The sequence below is a fragment of the Flavobacterium cupriresistens genome, from assembly GCF_020911925.1.
In the GTDB taxonomy this organism is placed as follows: domain Bacteria; phylum Bacteroidota; class Bacteroidia; order Flavobacteriales; family Flavobacteriaceae; genus Flavobacterium; species Flavobacterium cupriresistens.
This window is the reverse complement of record NZ_CP087134.1, coordinates 5,687,267-5,704,119: the sequence shown is the minus strand read 5'-3', so window position 1 is coordinate 5,704,119 and position 16,853 is coordinate 5,687,267. Positions and strand designations below refer to the sequence as shown.

Below are 16,853 nucleotides of genomic sequence, written 5' to 3'. Positions count from 1 at the left end.
TGCTGTAAGTGAGAAAAAAAATTAGCGAAAATTAGTGTAATTCGTGGCTATAAGAAAAACTCAGAACCTTAGAATCTTAGTTCCTCAGCAACTTAAAAAAAAATCAATATGCCGCTGTAAAACGCACTTGATGATGTTTTGGAGTTTCTGCTTCATCAGCAATAACAACCGCTAAATCTTGTACCGATAAGATACTTCTTTGTTCGTCATTAAAAACTGGATTTTCGAGTCCTAAACGGTAGTTACCTGTTCTTCCTGTTGTAATACCTTGGTGCATTTCAAAAGCAGGGCTGAAAAAGGCCCAATCCAATTCTTTTTCTTCTTTGATGAGGTTTAAGTAATCCCTTGCAGCAGTTGCACCTGCATGGTATTCTTTTGGGAAATCTGGAGTGTCCACTGCTTGTAGATTGGGAGCTACAAATAAACTTCCGGCTCCGCCAATAGTAATAAAACGTTTTACTCCCGATTTTTTTACTGCGCCCTGGATGGCTTTTGAACCGGCAATAAAATCATCGTAAATATTTGGGTTGGTCCAACCGGAGTTGTACGCGCTGATTACAAGGTCATTTCCTTTTAAGGCATCAGCCAATGCAGCCGTGTTAAAAATATCCGCAGCAACCCAATTTACATTTGGAGTTTCTTTTGGAGTTCTGGCAATGGCTGTAATTTCATGATTTCGTGAAGCCAGTTCGTTTAAAATAGCGGAACCAACAAATCCGGTAGCTCCAATGATTGCAATTTTCATAATATATCTGTTTTATTAGTAATAAAAAATGTTACAGTTTTGTGTAAAAAAAAGTTTTAGAACTGATTCGAAAAATCTTCTAAGGTGATACCACTCAGTTGCAGACTAACTTTTTCATTCATTTCGGCATATAATTCGGCTAAATTTTGGTTGATTTTTTTTCCAACCGGACAATCGGGATTAGGCTGATTTTTCGCATAACCTAAATTGATTGTGTCCAGCGTCATTTCAAATACTTCTTTCAAAGTAATATTCGAAGCCGCTTTAGACAATTTTGTACCGCCGTTTTTGCCTTCTTTACTTTCTACAATATGATGCGCTTTTAGATTCGCAATTTCCTTTCTAACCAAAACCGGATTAAGGTTAATGCTTCCTGCAATAAATTCGGAAGACAAATAATCATTTGGGAATTTAGTGAGTAAAGTTAAAATGTGAATCGTTATGGCAAACTTACCTGAAATCATACTGTAATAAAATATGTTACAAATGTATGAGGTTTTATTCAATAAAAAAAAGTTTTAACTGAAAATTAATAGTATTCAATGTTTTATAAAACCTTATTTTTGCAATCATTCTGCACTATGAACAATTTTATTCTAATATTCTTCTTTTTGACTTTGGGTTTGCTTTTACAAAGAGTAAAGCAGTTTCCGACTTCTGTTTATAAGCTTTTGAATAAAATAGTCATTTACGTTTGTCTGCCGGCCATTACCTTGTATCACATACCGAAAATTAAATGGAATGCTGATTTACTGTTTCCGATAGGATCTGGATGGATTAGTTTTATACTTGCCTTTGTGTTTTTTCATTTTTTGGGAAAAAAGTTAGGCTGGTCTAATAAATTGATCGGTTGTTTGATTCTGACGGCAGGATTAAGTAACAGTTCCTTTCTTGGCTATCCGATTATTGAGGCTTTATTTGGAAAAAAAGGTTTGGAAACCGCCGTTCTTGTTGATCAGCCAGGAACTTTTGTGGTGGTTTCGACTTTAGGGATTTTTGTGGCTGCTTTTTATTCAAAAGGAAGTCCTGATGCATTAGGGATTTTAAAGAAGGTTGTTCTTTTTCCTCCATTTATTACGTTTGTTGTCGCCTGTCTGCTGAATGTTTTTCAAGTGGAGTTTGACGAAAGCCTGCAAGCCATTTTGTTGAAGATTGGAAGTTTTGTAACTCCTTTAGCCTTGCTTTCTGTAGGGTTGCAACTTACGTTTGACCGTAGAAGCCGACATTGGAAATTCTTGCAATTAGGACTTTTTTACAAACTTATTCTGGCTCCTTTTATCATTCTGGTTTTGTATGTTTTTATTTTAAAACAACATTCAGAAGCGATCAAAATTACCCTTATGGAAATGGCAATGGCACCCATGATAACCGGTGCAATTTTGGCCTCGACTTACGGATTAAAACCGAAGCTCAGCAGCATGATGATTGGTTTTGGAATACCGATTTCCTTCATCACCCTTACCATCTGGTATTTTATAGTTAGTTATATATAATTTTTTTGTTACCATAATATGAATTCATCTACTCAGACTGCTACAATTGATAGTAGTGCTTTAGCTCAAAAAACCGTTTATTCGGTATTATTCTCCATTGCATTTGCCCATTTACTGAATGATCTAATGCAATCTGTAATTCCATCTACTTATCCGATTTTAAAAGAAAACTTCAATCTGAGTTTTACACAGATCGGATTAATTACGTTTGTTTTTCAGTTAACCGCTTCTTTGTTACAGCCTTTTGTTGGATTTTATACCGATAAAAAGCCAAAACCATACTCACTAGTGGCTGCAATGCTTTTTACTATTCTTGGATTAGGCTTATTGTCTATCTCAACGTCCTTTTGGATGATCTTGACTTCGGTGGCCTTGGTAGGAGTTGGTTCTTCTATTTTCCATCCCGAAGCTTCTCGTGTTGCTTTTTTAGGATCAGGAGGGAAGCGTGGTCTGGCGCAATCAATTTTTCAGTTGGGAGGAAATGCCGGTAGTGCCATCGGACCTTTGTTGGTTGCCTTGGTAGTTGCTCCTTATGGACAATCGTATGTGATTTGGTTTGTAATAGCAGGAGTTTTAGGAATCATGATTCTGTCGAGAATTGCACTTTGGTATGAAAATCATATGAGTTTGAGAGCTGCAAAAAAGACAGGTTTAGAGGAAACAGTTCCATTATCCAATAGAAAAATCACTATTTCGATTATTGTTTTATTGTTGTTAATATTCTCTAAGTTCTTTTACATGGCAAGTATGTCCAGTTATTTTACTTTTTATTTAATGAGTAAATTTTCTTTAGACATTCAGGAATCGCAGTACTATCTGTTTATTTTCTTAGCTTCTGTTGCGGCAGGAACTTTAATAGGTGGTCCATTAGGGGATCATTTTGGAAGAAAATATATTATTTGGTTTTCTATTTTAGGAGCGGCGCCATTTACCTTGCTTTTGCCTTATGCTAATTTGTTCTGGACAGGAGTTTTGGCCGTTATTATCGGAATTGTTATCGCTTCTGCATTTTCGGCAATCTTAGTTTATGCTCAGGAATTGAAACCCGGAAAAGTCGGAATGATTTCTGGTTTGTTCTTTGGTTTTGCTTTTGGAATGGGTGGTTTAGGATCGGCTATTTTGGGCTATATTGCAGATAAAACAAGTATCGAATATGTCTATACGATAAGTTCCTATTTGCCTTTAATTGGAGTTTTGGCTTACTTTTTACCGAACATTCAAACGAAAAAGTAGGGGCGTTTTTTAACTTTTTTTGTGAAAATCAATGTTTTCTTTGTTCTTTTTTTGAGTAATTTTAGAGGAACTAAAAAAAGTACAATTATGTCAACATTACGATTAGGCGATATAGCTCCCGATTTTCAGGCTGAAACAACCGAAGGACCAATTCATTTTCATGAGTGGCTTGGAGATTCCTGGGGTGTTTTATTTTCGCATCCATCCGATTTTACTCCGGTTTGTACAACTGAACTAGGAACAGTTGCTAATTATCTTCCGGAATTTACAAAAAGAAATACAAAAGTTATCGCTTTGAGTGTAGATGGTTTAGAATCTCATTTGGAGTGGATAAAAGACATCAACGAGACTCAAAATACAACGGTTAATTTTCCGATCATTGCAGACGAAGATAAAAAAATAGCAACGTTATATGATATGCTTCATCCAAACGCCAGTGATAAATTTACAGTGCGTTCGGTATTTGTAATTGGTGCTGATAAAAAAATAAAATTGACGTTGACTTATCCTGCATCAACAGGAAGAAATTTTGACGAATTGCTACGTGTTATTGATAGCTTGCAATTAACAGCAAATTATAGTGTAGCAACTCCGGCAAATTGGAAAGATGGAGAAGATGTGGTTATTACTCCGGCAGTTCCGGACAGCGATATCCCTGCAAAGTTCCCAAAAGGACACACACCTATAAAACCTTATTTACGTATGACTCCGCAACCGAATAAATAAAGTTGCTGAGGTTCTGAGGTACTAAGTTTCTAAGATAGGAGTTTTTTGCCGGGTGAATTTAACTAGTAATTTATTAAGCCCTTAAGTCCCTAAAATAAAGTTTTAGAGATTTAAGGGCTTTCTTTTTTTTAAAGTATTATACTTAGCCACTTAGAGCCTTAGTAGCTCAGAACCTTAGGATTTCAACAGATCCGACATTCTTTTTTTGTCTCCAACTACCCAAAGAATATCATTTTTTTCTAAGATTAATTGGGATTCGGGATTTAGGATTCTGTTTCCGTTTCGTTCTATACCAACTACCAGACCGTTGGTTTTTACTCGGAATTGTCCAATGCTTTTTTGTATAAATTCGTCTTGTGAAACTTCCAGTTGGCGTAATACAATATCTGTTTCTTCTGCTTTTTTAGGAGCTTCTACCTCATTTTGATTCAGATATTGGGCAAACTCAGTAACCTGGGCATCGGTACCGATGACACAAATTTCATCACTTGGGAATAAACGTTCATTTTTGGTTGGAATTGGAATGGTTACATCGCCACGTTTTATATACGCAATGTTGATTCCTAATTGCTCCCGAATTCTTAATTCTTCGAGTGTTTTACCCACTAAATTGGATTCTTTTCCAATGTCAAAAAACGACATATGTCCGTCCCAAGGCATTAAGTTGGCATATCTTCTGTCGATTTTTTTGTTTTCGCGATCGTTTAAATTCTTCAAAAAGTGATTTTCGATTTTATGATATTGTTCGTTTAACTTTTTAGGGAATATCTGATACGCTCCAATAGCAATAATCAAGGCAATAAAAGCGATTAGGGGCGAAAAGAAGATATTCAACAGAAATCCGACAAAGAACAAACCAAGACTCATTCTGATTAAAATCAACATCAAAAGAGCCCCTCTGTATTTGCGTTCTGCCCATAACTCTTCAACTTCTTCTACTGCCACACGTCGCAAAGAAAGTGCCCATAAAAACGGAGCAATTACGACCAAAGTGATAAGGGCAGCTAAAGTGTTTCCAAATCGCGTATCGGCTACTAGTGGCGCTATAAATTTTGACGACGATAGAATTACAGCTACAATGATAATCGTATGCAGTATAATTTGAATAATATAGGCATGAAGTACTTTTTGCCAAGTGCTGACCGATTTTATAGCTTGTGCGTTGACACTATAACGGTTGATGTTTTTGACCCATTTTTTGGGAAGTTTACGTTCTAAAAGTTCCGAAAAAGGAACTGCGTATTTTACCATAAACGGAGTCGTAAAAGTAGTAACAGCAGAAACCGCTACCACGATTGGATATAAAAAGGAGCTTGTGACATTTAGCGTCATCCCGAGTGTGGCAATAATAAAGGAGAACTCCCCAATTTGCGACAAACTCATTCCGGTTTGTACGGACTGTTTTAAGGGCTGACCGGCCAATAAAGCACCAATAGTAGAACTTACTGATTGTCCTACGATTGTTAAAATCGTTAATATCGCTACGGGAACAGCATGTTCGTAAAGCATTTTAGGATCGATTAACATTCCGACCGATACAAAAAAGATCGCCCCAAATAAGTCTTTTACGGGTTTTATTAAATGTTCGATATGCTCAGCCTGTGTAGTTTCGGCAATAATTGAACCCATTATAAAGGCACCTAATGCCGGAGAGAAACCTACATTTGCTGCAAAACTTACCATCATCAAACATAAAGCTAGGGAGATAATAAGTAACATTTCGTCTGTCAGTAAATGTTTGGCTTTTTTTAGAAGTGTCGGAATAAAAAAGATACCACCGACAAACCAAGCGGTCAGAAAGAAAACTAATTTTAGAACAGACATCATCAATTCGCTACCCGAAAATTGCTGACTGACAGCAATTGTTGAAAGTAAAACCATCATTAAAATAGCTACGAGATCCTGTACAATCAGGGAACCAATAACAATTCCGGCAAATTTTTGCGCTTTTACACCCAGTTCATCAAAAGTTTTCAGGATAATGGTCGTTGACGAAATCGATAAAATTACTCCGAGGAAAATACTGTCCATCTGGGACCAACCCATCCATTGCCCGACGAGATACCCCATGATGACCATAGTGATAATCTGAGTAATAGCCGTAATCGATGCGGTACCGCCAACTTTCATTAATTTCTTGAAACTAAATTCGAGTCCGAGACTAAAAAGGAGAATAATTACACCAATCTCAGCCCAGACCTCAACACTTTTCATCTCTGTAATCGAAGGGAAAAAATCAAAATGATTTCCTGCCAAAAAACCTGCAATTAAATAGCCCAGAACAAGGGGCTGTTTCATTTTTTTAAAAAGGAGCACAGCAATTCCGGCGGTGATCAGGATTAATCCCAAGTCGCTGATTAAAGGTTGTAAGTGGTGTGTAGTTGCTGCTGCGGCGTTTATGGCAATCATATAGGGAATGTTTTTTCAGGAGTTTAATCCAGTTTTCCATTTCAAACTTTTGTGAAAAAAATGTAGTTTTTTGCACAAAGCTTTTTATTTTAAATGAAAATCACTCAACTTTTATAAAATAAAAATTAAGTGAAATAATCTGGGCTAACTTCCAATCGGATTAAATAAAAAAAGCTACCGTTAAAGATAGCTTTTTTTGGTAAAATATTTTAGGTTTTCTTTAAATTCCTGTGTAATTAGCAGGTGTTATTTGCATTAATTCTGCTCTAACTGCATCAGAAACTTCTAAAGTGGCAATAAAATTATGAATAGCCTTTTTATCAATTGCTTCATTGGTTCTTGTTAAACCTTTTAGCGCTTCGTAAGGATTTGGATAAGCTTCACGACGTAAAATCGTTTGGATTGCCTCAGCCACAACTGCCCAGTTTTTTTCTAAATCTTCAGCAAATTTTGCCTCGTTTAAAAGTAATTTGTTTAAACCTTTCAAAGAAGCTTCAAAAGCAATAATGGTGTGTCCGATTGGAACTCCGATATTACGTAAAACAGTACTGTCTGTTAAATCACGTTGAAGTCTTGAAACCGGCAATTTAGCAGCTAAATGTTCAAAAATAGCATTTGCCATTCCTAAGTTTCCTTCCGAATTTTCAAAATCAATCGGATTTACTTTATGTGGCATAGCGGATGATCCAATTTCACCTGCTTTGATTTTTTGTTTGAAATAATCCATCGAAACATACGTCCAGATATCACGATCTAAATCGATTACGATAGTGTTGATTCTTTTTAAAGCATCAAAAAAGGCTGCAAAGTGATCGTAATGTTCAATTTGAGTTGTTGGAAAAGAATGGTGTAAGCCAAGATCTGTTTCAACAAATTTATTTCCAAACTGTTTCCAGTCGATTTGTGGATAAGCTACGTGGTGGGCATTGTAATTTCCGGTTGCTCCGCCAAATTTAGCAGCAAAAGGAATATTAAACAACAAACGCATTTGCTCTTCTAAACGCTCTACGAAAACCAGGATTTCTTTTCCTAAACGGGTAGGAGAAGCCGGTTGTCCGTGTGTACGCGCCAACATCGGGATGTTTGCCCATTCAACACTTAATTCTTTTAATTTAGAAATTAAAGTGATCAAGGAAGGCATATAAACCTGCTCAAAAGCGTCTTTTGTAGAAAGCGGAATAGCAGTATTGTTAATATCCTGTGATGTTAGTCCGAAGTGAATAAACTCTTTGTATTGCGATAAACCTAACTTTTCGAAAGCATCTTTAATAAAATACTCTACTGCTTTTACATCGTGATTGGTTACTTTTTCTGTTTCTTTGATCCAAAGAGCATCTTCAGTAGAAAAGTTTTTGTAAATGTCACGTAAGCTGTCAAATAAATTAGAATTCACGTCTTTTAGTTGTGGCAAAGGCACTTCGCACAAGGCGATAAAGTACTCAACTTCAACTAATACGCGATATTTGATTAAAGCTTCTTCTGAGAAAAAAGGCGCTAATGAAAGGGTTTTATTTCTATATCTTCCATCAATTGGTGATATAGCATTCAATTCGTTTAAAGTAGTCATTGTTATGTTGTTTGTTCGAAAGGAGCAAATATAAACAGAATTTGGGGATAAAAAGTAATCAAAAGGGGCAATTGTGGGATCAAATCTAAAAGTTGTCGTGTCTTTATTTCGTGTTTTTTGATTATTAGGATCTTTTTGCCACGAATTACACAAATTGCCACGAATTATTTTTTTGCCACAGATTAAAAGATTCACCGGATTATCTAATTCTTTAATTCTATCGAACCCTTTTATGCTCTTGGTAAACAGATAGTTTTTATAACGTGTTTTTTGACCATCTTGCTCTTTTTACTACGTATTTCACAAATTAGCGCGAATTAATCTGTGTAATTTGTGCAATTCGTGTCTGTTTTTTTTGCGTCACAAATTATTAATCATTTTAATCCTTTAATCTGTGGCAAAATAAAAAGATAGCCATAGATTTTAAAGATTAAAACGGATTTCTTTTTTCTCTTTAAATTGAGTTTAATCGCTCTCTTAAAATCAGCATCCCTTCTGAAGCAATTTTGGCAATCGTTTCTACTTTATTACTGATATTGGGAATTGCAATTGGTTTTGGATCAATGTAAAAGACCGGCGTTGTGCTGTAGGTATATGAAATTAGTCCGGCAGCTGGATATACCTGTAATGAAGTTCCAATTACAACAAGATAATCTGCTTTCTCCACTATGTCAATAGCTTCTTCAAGGGCAGGAACTTCCTCGCCAAACCAAACAATATGGGGGCGGAGTTGGTGTCCGTTTTCATCAAAGTCACCGGTATATAAATCTTCTGTCCAGTCTAAAATCAGGTTTTTATTTTGAGTGCTTCTTACTTTTAACAATTCGCCATGCAAATGCAGGACTTTTGTGCTTCCGGCACGTTCATGTAAATCGTCAACATTTTGGGTAATAATATGTACCTCAAAATCCTGCTCTAATTCGGCTAAAATCTCATGGCCTAAATTGGGTTTTACTTCTTTGAGTTGTTGGCGTCTTTTATTGTAAAAATCCAGTACCAGTTCCTGATTTTTATACCAGCCTTCCGGTGTAGCCACTTCCATAACATCATGTCCTTCCCATAAACCATCGCTGTCGCGAAAAGTTTTTATTCCGCTTTCGGCACTAATTCCGGCACCGGTTAAAACGACTAGTTTCTTTTTCATTTTGATTTTTTGAATTTCAAATATAAGGAAATTGCTGTATTAGATGTTTTTATTTGTGATATCAATTCTTTACAAAAGTGCTTAAAAGTAAGTAAAATCTTATATATTTGTATTGTGTATTGCTGTAATATATGGCAACTTTGTTTATTTTTTTAAGTCAAATTATAAAAAGAGATGTTAAAGTTCGGTTTTTATCAGAACTTTTTATTTACTTTGTAAAATCATTGCAATGAGAATTATAGGAAAAAAGATAATCTTAAAGATTAAAATTAAAAATATAGGAAATAAAAAGTTATGCAGTGCGATTGATAAACTCATTACTGATCTGGAAAACTTTGATTCTAAAACTGGGAAGTTCAGGGAAGTTTGGACTGATGCAGATTGTGTTCATAAGGATGGATTTTACTTTTTCAATATTCATTTTCATAGAACATTAATTTTAGTTGAGTTAGATGATGAGGGAGAAGCTACAATTGCATGGGCAGGAACGCATCAGGAGTATGAAGTTGTTTTTAAAAATAACAAATCAACTATAGAAAAGTGGTTGAGAAAAAATGGATATATAACACAATGAAAGCAAATTTTGACATTGAAAGTATAATTGATAGTGGGTTCATTTCAAATGAATTAGACTATGAGAGAGCGCTTATTGCTGATAGAAAATTAAGACTTTTGGCAAAAGAGAGTATTCACTTTAAAAATCTGAGATCAAAACTTCGAGATTTAATTGCGAAATATGAAAGTTCGGAATGGAGTGATGTTAATTTAATTGATGAAAGTAAACTTTTAGAGGTTGAAAAGTTTGAGCAAATAGCAGAACTGGAAAGAGTTTTTATCGAAAATCGAAAACAATCTATTCGAAAAAAATTGAAAGAACTTGATTTGACTCAAGAAAATCTGGCTACGCTCCTAGGTCATAAAAGTAAGACTCATATGTCTGAGCTCGTTAATGGAATAAAGCCCTTTACCTTAAAAGATTTGGTAATTATTAATAGAATACTAAAAATTGATGTGAGCTTATTAATTCCGCTTTTTCTTTCTAATGAAGAGCAATTAAGGGTGAAGGAGGCAGTCAAAAAGTTAGATAAGCCAAAAGTGAAATTAAACGTAGAGGATTTACTTTTATCTTAAAATGATTATTCTTCTTTTCGTTTTCTTTTTTTAGTATTTTTACTATAAATAATTGACAAGCTACTGCTCTATATAGCTTTGTTTTTTTTATGTAAAAGCTAAAAATGATACTAATACAATTTACAGGTTTGTCAGGTTCCGGAAAAACTACATTAGCAAAGAATGTTTCGTATTTGCTGGCCGAGCAAGGGCACAAAGTAGAAATAATTGATGGCGATGTTTACAGACAAACACTTTGCAAAGACCTGGGATTCTCGAAAGAGGACCGATGTGAAAACGTCAGACGCTTATTTAAGGTAGGTCAGGATTTTGTGCAGTCAAAAGTAATTGTTTTAATGTCGGTCATCAATCCCTATGAAGAGTTAAGAAACGAAATCGGTCAATTTTCTTTTGTAAGAACCGTATTTCTGGACTGTTCAATAGATAACCTCATAAAAAGAGATCCGAAAGGATTATACAAAAAAGCACTGCTGCCGGATACTGACAGCAACAAGATCAATAATTTTACAGGAATCAGTGCTGTTTACGAAGTCCCCGTAAAAGCTGATTTAATAATAAAAACAGATTCCGAATCTGAAACTGTTTCAACCAATAAACTTTATACTTTTATAGTAGATAACCTAACGGATTCTGTTCAGGAGCAATACCATCTTATAAATAAAATAAATCTTTAAACATGGAAAATAGCGATCATCCCCTTTTACATTGGATTCCGAATAAGTTAATTGAAAAAGAGGGCGAGGTCTATTTTGAGTGGATTTATTTAGGAGATAAAAGATATTTAGATCCCTTTTTTGAAGAAACACTGGTAAAATGTGTAGGATATTCTAATAATTCAACAAGATTTAAACTGGTAAGCACAGTTGAAAATCTTATTGATTGGTCGGAACAGTTAGTTTCTACTGATTTAAAAGCATTTGTTTTTCATGTATCGCGTTGTGGTTCTACAATGTTGGCGCAGTCTTTGGCGGTTTCTCCGCAAAATATTGTAATTGCAGAAGCTCCGATTATTGATGCCATTATAAGAAGTGACCTTTTTGATTTGGATAAAAAAAAGATTCTTATCAAAGCGGTAATTGCTTTGTTGGGACAAAAAAGATTCCCGGAAGAAAAGAATCTGATTGTAAAATTAGATTCCTGGCACATCTTTGAAGCGAATGAATTAAGAGCCATTTTTCCTGAATTGCCTTTTATTCTACTGTATAGAAATCCAACAGAAGTACTAAAATCTCATTCAAAACTAAAAGGAATGCACATGGTTCCGAATTTGCTTCCGTCCAAAATTTTTGGAATTAATGATCAACAGATGAAAGAACTTACTTTTCAGCAGTATGGTGCCGTGGTTCTGGAAAAATATTTTGAGGCGTATTCTAATTTTTATGAAAAGGATCAAAATGTTGCAGTGTATAATTACAAAGAAGGAATGAGGGAAATTCTGGAAAAAGTAATGGATATTATAGATGTGGATTATTATATCGAAGAGGTTGACCAAATGTATGAACGTCTAAAAAAACATTCTAAAAATGAAACAAACGTTTTTAACGGAGATTCTTTTCTAGGTGAAAATTTAGCAATTGACATGGTTAAGGTGAATCATTTATATGAAAAACTGCAAGAGAAATTGACAGCACAACTGGCCGGAAGGAATTAACGGCTCCTTGTTACTAATTCTTTTTTAGTATTTTTGCGGCAAATACAACCAAAATGATTGATTTAGATTACCTCGCATTTCTTGAAAATATACTAACCGACAACCGCAAGGAAAGATTTCTAAAAGTTTTATCTAACCGTACCAAGCATTTTACAATTGCTGTAGAAGATGTTTTTCAGATGCATAATACAAGCGCTGTTATGCGAAGCTGTGAGGTTTTTGGGATTCAGGAACTGAATATTATAGAGCAGCGTTACGGAAAAAGAATTGATAAAGAAATTGCAATGGGTGCCCAGAAATGGGTAGACATCAATCAGTTTGATTCGATTGCAAATTGCGTTTCAACTTTAAAAAATCAAGGGTATCAAATTATCGCTACAACACCGCATGAAAACGACTGTTTGCTGGAAGATTTTGATATTACCAAACCAAGTGCTTTGTTTTTTGGTACAGAACGCGACGGACTTTCTCAGGAAGTATTGGATAAAGCCGATGGTTTCCTAAAAATACCAATGGTTGGTTTTACAGAAAGTCTAAATATTTCTGTTTCTGCAGCAATCATCATTCAAAATCTTACCAATCGATTACGCAATTCAACTATAAACTGGCAATTGTCTGATGAAGAAATTCTTGAAAAACGATTGGCTTGGGCTAAAAGTTCAATCAAAGATATCAAGAGAATTGAAGCCAGATATTTTGAGGAAAATCCACGATAAGAAGGCTTGACGGTTTTGTTTTTTTAACCATATAAGTGATGTAAGTTCATTTAAATTGGAGCTCATACTTTCTTAAATAGCTTAGAATCTTTATGAGTGGAATAGCAAATCATTAGAGATTATTGTTAGTATTTTTAACCATATAAGTAATTTAAGATCATTTAAACTGAAGCTTATATTTTCTTAAATGACTTATATGGTTTAGAAAAATTGTGATTTTTTGATAGCAATAATTAGGCACTTAGAACCTTAATAACTCAGCACCTATTTTCTCAAAAAAAGAACAAACCCTAAGACACTGACAACTAAAATAATCAGTGCGGCTAGTACCATTGTCAGATCGCGAATGTTTTTTCCTGCCCAGTCCATGAATAAAAATTTATGCAAAAAGGCAAAGGAGTACCCTTCTACTTTGTCTGAATTTTTTATGACAGCGGCTAATCTTGAAGTTGCTGTTTCGATAAAATAAGTTGTTTTTTCAGGGGTGTCATAGGCTAGTTTGGTCACTGGCAGTCTTTTGTTGACAAAACCATATTCACGACTTTCAAAATCAGTTAAAACTTTTGATTCCAGTAGTTTTACATCTTCCAGAGTGGGTTGAGGTTCGTCATTTGAACTTTCGGTCATCTCACAGCAAGCGGCTTTTGGGGCGCCATCTGTAAAATAATACGCAAGGAATTCCGCATATTGCAGATCAAGGTTGGGTGTGATGGTATTGGTCGCCATATTGAGGTAAACCACTTCTGATTTGGACTCCTTTTTTTTGCCCCATTTTGAATTTGCGTCCGACTTTGGTTTTTTGAATTTTCCGGTTTCTTTTTCGGTCAACTGACAACGATAGTAAATGCTGTCGTTTAAAGTAATGATTCCAATGTTTTGAAAACGACTCCAATCTAAATTCAGAATGTTGTTTGCAACGCCAATATCTTTGGTTTCAAAAGTAGGCTCGTAAACCATTTGTGATAAAGTGTAAGGCTCCCATTTGGTGGTAGCGTGATATCCACCGCTAAAAGCAAAGGTCAAAGTAAAAAGAGAAACCCAGATTCCGATTTGGCGGTGGTATTTTCGAAGTCCTTTTTTGGGTTGTAAATTATCTGTTTTTTTAAATTGTTTCCACAATAAGCCATAAATTACAATACCACTCAAAGCTGAAAAACTAATAATAGACAAGAGGAGGATCATCGTTATAATCCGGATACTGTTGTTAGAGATGGCATCAATAAACGACCAATTATGAAAAACGTCAAAAAACCAAATAAAAGCTTGCCTTGAATTTGGATTGAAGGTCGCCAGCTTGCCTGAGGAAGTTTCTACATAAATTTCCATTCCATCCGTACGATCGAATGTCAGTTTGTAAACCGGTAAATAACGATTGACATATTTGTATTGTGAAGTAAATTCGGTTACGACTTCACTTTTTTTAACGGCGCTTTTTTGATCCTCCAGAAAGTAACGCGATAGCCATTCGGCATATTTTTGATCTCCGTTTTCCAGTTTTTTGGCAGTGGCGGTGTCAAAATACCATAGCTCACCAAGGATTGTTTTTACTTGGTAATAAGTAGCATTATTAAAAGATACAATTCTAAAATTTTTGAACTGTGTCAATTCGTTTTTTTGTAGAACTTCCTGAATAGAATACTTTAGCTGATTTTTATCGATATGCTGTTGTTCCAGTTTTTCGCGGGCGATTTCAGGTTTAAAAAAATGTGCCATAAAAGGATGCATCAAACCCGATAAGGTCCAGAAAATTACAGGAACAATTGTAATTAATCCAATAACACGATGCCATTTGTACATGTGTTGTTTGATTTTTTTAATGAATTTTGAATCCTTCTTTTTAGCCGTTTTTCTGTTTGTTTCTTTACTCATGGTTATTTTTTTAAGGAAAAATTATACTGAATTCCAAATACAAAAGTTCTCGGTGCTGCCGCTGTATAAGTGGGTTGAGCATTTGCTATATTGGCTCTGGAGACATTGTAGGCATATAATTTATCCGTAAGATTCATTACGTTTCCATAGATTTCAATTTTTCTCCATTGATAACCAATTCGGGCATTAAACAAGTTATACCCGCTGTACTTGAAGGTATTAATCTGATCCTGGTAATAACTGCCAACAAGCTGCCATTCAATTGAAGTTCTTAAATTGGGAAGCCAATTGGGGTAATAACTAACTTCAGAATTTCCGGACCATCTTGGAGCTGCGGGCATTTCTTTACCGTTTAGATTCTGAACAGGATCTGACGGTTTGTCCGAAAGTTTAAAATCAATGTAAGTATGTTGTGCGTAAGTTCCGCCAAGACGAATGTTGAATTGTTTGGAAGGTTTATAAGTAGCACCAAATTCAATTCCTTTGTGGCGGGTTTCTCCAGCCGAGCGATAATCAGTGGTATTATCTGCAAGTTTTACATTTAGTAATTCATTCTTGCCTTCCATATAATAGAATGCATAATCCAAGTTTAGTTTATTTTCTAAGAGAGAAAACCATCCGCCTATTTCGACATTATTGAAAGTAGCCGGTTCCAGATTGTAATAAAACTCGGCAGGAACAGCTGTTGTCCCTCCTGTACCAGGTTTAGTTCTGAAAATGGAGGTGATTCCGGGAGGTGCAAAACCTTGTGAGTAGTTTGCATATATCCCCGCAAATGTAAACGGATTGTAATTGGCTCCGGCTTTATACGTTATTTTATCATAAACCTTACTCCCGGAGGAAAGATCGAGGGCGTTGTTATACTTCACTTTCATATTGTCATAACGACCACCAACGGTAAAGATTAATTTATTTACCGGATTAATACTTAGCTGAGCATATCCGGCGGTGTTGATAATATCGGCGGTATAATCCGCGAGTTTTGAGTCTGGATGTTCGGCAATAATTTCATAAGAATCTACGGTTTGTTTTCCTGCTTCTCCCGGATTTAGATTGGCTTTCAAATCAAGGACATACGACCAATAGGTTACTGGGGAATAATCGTATAAAGCACCCGCTACAATTTTAGTATTCAGGAAATCGAACTTTTGGGTGTGCTGCCCAATTGCCCCGTAACTTTTGAAGTTGTTTGAATTTACTTCGCCCTTGGCTGTGGAAGGATTGACAGTTGGACTCCATCTGATTCCGTAGGATGGATTTTGTCCTAATTTATTATCACGAAAATAGGCTGTAAGATAACTGCTTGAATTGTTATTCCAGTCGTGTTCTAATGTTAGACGGGTTCGCAAAGCTTCCGATTTTCTGTACGTGAAATTAGAAGTGCTTTTGTAGGTTCTGTTGTTAAAAGCATCTTCGTTAACCGTACCGCTCATATCCGAATAGTATTTTCCATACATTGTGTTACTGATCAATCGGGTAGAAGGGGAGATATTGTAATCGATTCTGGCATTGAGATTGTCTTTGTTGTAATCAGAATACGCCATCCAGCCATTTTCTTGTAAATTTGAAATTCCGGCAATATGAAAACCGACTTTTCCAACAGTTGCACCACCGGCAGCCTGAAATCTCCTGTAGCCATAAGTATCTACCTGAACTCCAAACTTAAATTCGGGGTCAACAGGTGGTTTTAGCGAAATTAAATTGATGGTTCCGCCGACAGCCTCCGGTCCGTACAGAGAAGAAACGGGGCCTTTTACGACTTCAATATTTTGAATGTTAAATTGATTAATTTCTAATAACGCATTGTGGTTGAAGATTCCCATGGGGCGAATCGGTAAACCATCTTCCAAATACAAATAATAGGCATTGGTTGTCATAGGTTGACGAATCGACATCATGTGTTGTTCGTTTCCTATATTGACCATCAATACGCCCGGGGTTTTGTTGATGATTTCGTAAACCGCAGTTGCCTTGGTTTCATTGATGGTTTTGGCCGTTATTTTACTAATGGCAACAGGGGTTTCTTTGCGTAAAGTGGCAGTACGATTGGCCGTTACAAAAACATTTTCCAGTTCCTGAGATTTGGTAGAATCTTTCTCTACTTTGTTTTGTGCAAAAACACATTGTCCTATGATCAGTAGGATAAAGTATATTTTTTTCATTTTAAAT

General features: G+C 35.5%; 15 protein-coding genes. 8 read left to right on the top strand and 7 right to left on the bottom strand.

The window, feature by feature from the left end:
- Positions 1-103 precede the first annotated feature (103 nt).
- Positions 104-745, bottom strand: coding sequence for an NAD(P)-dependent oxidoreductase (locus LNP23_RS22650; RefSeq protein ID WP_230002982.1), 642 nt, complete (start codon positions 743-745; stop codon positions 104-106).
- 56 nt (positions 746-801) lie between these two features.
- The gene (locus LNP23_RS22645; RefSeq protein WP_047778503.1) at positions 802-1,209 is read right to left on the bottom strand and encodes an RrF2 family transcriptional regulator; all 408 of its coding nucleotides are present in this window, start codon (positions 1,207-1,209) and stop codon (positions 802-804) included.
- Between the two features lie 117 nt (positions 1,210-1,326).
- Here LNP23_RS22645 and LNP23_RS22640 point away from each other — a divergent pair, with 117 nt between their 5' ends.
- The 3 genes from LNP23_RS22640 to LNP23_RS22630 all read left to right on the top strand — a co-directional run bounded on the left by LNP23_RS22640 (position 1,327) and on the right by LNP23_RS22630 (position 4,197).
- A complete protein-coding gene (locus tag LNP23_RS22640; RefSeq protein WP_230002980.1) occupies positions 1,327-2,238 on the top strand; it encodes an AEC family transporter in 912 nt (303 codons plus the stop codon).
- Positions 2,239-2,256: 18 nt separating this feature from the next.
- Positions 2,257-3,471, top strand: a complete 1,215-nt coding sequence (locus LNP23_RS22635) for an MFS transporter (RefSeq protein ID WP_230002979.1) — start codon at positions 2,257-2,259, stop codon at positions 3,469-3,471.
- Positions 3,472-3,558: 87 nt separating this feature from the next.
- Entirely contained in the window at positions 3,559-4,197 is a 639-nt protein-coding gene (locus LNP23_RS22630) for a peroxiredoxin (protein ID WP_047778500.1), read from the top strand.
- Between the two features lie 174 nt (positions 4,198-4,371).
- Here LNP23_RS22630 and LNP23_RS22625 read toward each other — a convergent pair whose 3' ends face one another.
- From LNP23_RS22625 to LNP23_RS22615, 3 genes are all read right to left on the bottom strand, one after another.
- Complete coding sequence (locus tag LNP23_RS22625) at positions 4,372-6,606, bottom strand: cation:proton antiporter domain-containing protein (RefSeq protein WP_047778499.1); 2,235 nt, start codon at positions 6,604-6,606, stop codon at positions 4,372-4,374.
- Positions 6,607-6,826: 220 nt separating this feature from the next.
- Positions 6,827-8,173: an adenylosuccinate lyase gene (purB, locus tag LNP23_RS22620; protein WP_047778498.1), complete on the bottom strand. Its 1,347-nt coding sequence runs from the start codon at positions 8,171-8,173 to the stop codon at positions 6,827-6,829.
- Positions 8,174-8,627: 454 nt separating this feature from the next.
- Positions 8,628-9,317, bottom strand: a complete 690-nt coding sequence (locus tag LNP23_RS22615) for an SIR2 family NAD-dependent protein deacylase (RefSeq protein ID WP_230002978.1) — start codon at positions 9,315-9,317, stop codon at positions 8,628-8,630.
- 229 nt (positions 9,318-9,546) lie between these two features.
- Between LNP23_RS22615 and LNP23_RS22610 the strand changes: the two genes are divergently transcribed.
- From LNP23_RS22610 to LNP23_RS22590, 5 genes are all read left to right on the top strand, one after another.
- On the top strand, positions 9,547-9,891 hold the full coding sequence (locus tag LNP23_RS22610) for a type II toxin-antitoxin system HigB family toxin (protein ID WP_047778496.1): 345 nt from the start codon (positions 9,547-9,549) through the stop codon (positions 9,889-9,891).
- Positions 9,888-10,448: a helix-turn-helix domain-containing protein gene (locus tag LNP23_RS22605; protein WP_230002977.1), complete on the top strand. Its 561-nt coding sequence runs from the start codon at positions 9,888-9,890 to the stop codon at positions 10,446-10,448. Before LNP23_RS22610 ends, LNP23_RS22605 begins: the two co-directional genes overlap by 4 nt.
- Before the next feature lie 104 nt (positions 10,449-10,552).
- On the top strand, positions 10,553-11,122 hold the full coding sequence (gene cysC / locus LNP23_RS22600; RefSeq protein WP_230002976.1) for an adenylyl-sulfate kinase: 570 nt from the start codon (positions 10,553-10,555) through the stop codon (positions 11,120-11,122).
- 2 nt (positions 11,123-11,124) lie between these two features.
- Entirely contained in the window at positions 11,125-12,099 is a 975-nt protein-coding gene (locus LNP23_RS22595; protein WP_230002975.1) for a sulfotransferase family protein, read from the top strand.
- 53 nt (positions 12,100-12,152) lie between these two features.
- Positions 12,153-12,815: a TrmH family RNA methyltransferase gene (locus LNP23_RS22590; RefSeq protein ID WP_047778492.1), complete on the top strand. Its 663-nt coding sequence runs from the start codon at positions 12,153-12,155 to the stop codon at positions 12,813-12,815.
- A gap of 264 nt (positions 12,816-13,079) precedes the next feature.
- Here the strand turns inward: LNP23_RS22590 and LNP23_RS22585 are convergent, their stop codons facing one another.
- Complete coding sequence (locus LNP23_RS22585; protein ID WP_230002974.1) at positions 13,080-14,684, bottom strand: PepSY-associated TM helix domain-containing protein; 1,605 nt, start codon at positions 14,682-14,684, stop codon at positions 13,080-13,082.
- Positions 14,685-14,686: 2 nt separating this feature from the next.
- Complete coding sequence (locus LNP23_RS22580) at positions 14,687-16,846, bottom strand: TonB-dependent receptor (RefSeq protein WP_230002973.1); 2,160 nt, start codon at positions 16,844-16,846, stop codon at positions 14,687-14,689.
- Positions 16,847-16,853 lie beyond the last annotated feature (7 nt).

What these genes read in the sequence shown, in the direction of transcription:
- LNP23_RS22605 (WP_230002977.1), top strand. Translation starts at nt 9,888, where the DNA reads ATGAAAGCAAATTTTGACATTGAAAGTATAATTGATAGTGGGTTCATT.
- LNP23_RS22590 (WP_047778492.1), top strand. Translation starts at nt 12,153, where the DNA reads ATGATTGATTTAGATTACCTCGCATTTCTTGAAAATATACTAACCGAC.
- purB (WP_047778498.1), bottom strand. Translation starts at nt 8,173, where the DNA reads ATGACTACTTTAAACGAATTGAATGCTATATCACCAATTGATGGAAGA.
- LNP23_RS22630 (WP_047778500.1), top strand. Translation starts at nt 3,559, where the DNA reads ATGTCAACATTACGATTAGGCGATATAGCTCCCGATTTTCAGGCTGAA.
- LNP23_RS22615 (WP_230002978.1), bottom strand. Translation starts at nt 9,317, where the DNA reads ATGAAAAAGAAACTAGTCGTTTTAACCGGTGCCGGAATTAGTGCCGAA.
- LNP23_RS22650 (WP_230002982.1), bottom strand. Translation starts at nt 745, where the DNA reads ATGAAAATTGCAATCATTGGAGCTACCGGATTTGTTGGTTCCGCTATT.
- LNP23_RS22640 (WP_230002980.1), top strand. Translation starts at nt 1,327, where the DNA reads ATGAACAATTTTATTCTAATATTCTTCTTTTTGACTTTGGGTTTGCTT.
- LNP23_RS22580 (WP_230002973.1), bottom strand. Translation starts at nt 16,846, where the DNA reads ATGAAAAAAATATACTTTATCCTACTGATCATAGGACAATGTGTTTTT.
- cysC (WP_230002976.1), top strand. Translation starts at nt 10,553, where the DNA reads ATGATACTAATACAATTTACAGGTTTGTCAGGTTCCGGAAAAACTACA.
- LNP23_RS22625 (WP_047778499.1), bottom strand. Translation starts at nt 6,606, where the DNA reads ATGATTGCCATAAACGCCGCAGCAGCAACTACACACCACTTACAACCT.
- LNP23_RS22585 (WP_230002974.1), bottom strand. Translation starts at nt 14,684, where the DNA reads ATGAGTAAAGAAACAAACAGAAAAACGGCTAAAAAGAAGGATTCAAAA.
- LNP23_RS22645 (WP_047778503.1), bottom strand. Translation starts at nt 1,209, where the DNA reads ATGATTTCAGGTAAGTTTGCCATAACGATTCACATTTTAACTTTACTC.
- LNP23_RS22595 (WP_230002975.1), top strand. Translation starts at nt 11,125, where the DNA reads ATGGAAAATAGCGATCATCCCCTTTTACATTGGATTCCGAATAAGTTA.
- LNP23_RS22635 (WP_230002979.1), top strand. Translation starts at nt 2,257, where the DNA reads ATGAATTCATCTACTCAGACTGCTACAATTGATAGTAGTGCTTTAGCT.
- LNP23_RS22610 (WP_047778496.1), top strand. Translation starts at nt 9,547, where the DNA reads ATGAGAATTATAGGAAAAAAGATAATCTTAAAGATTAAAATTAAAAAT.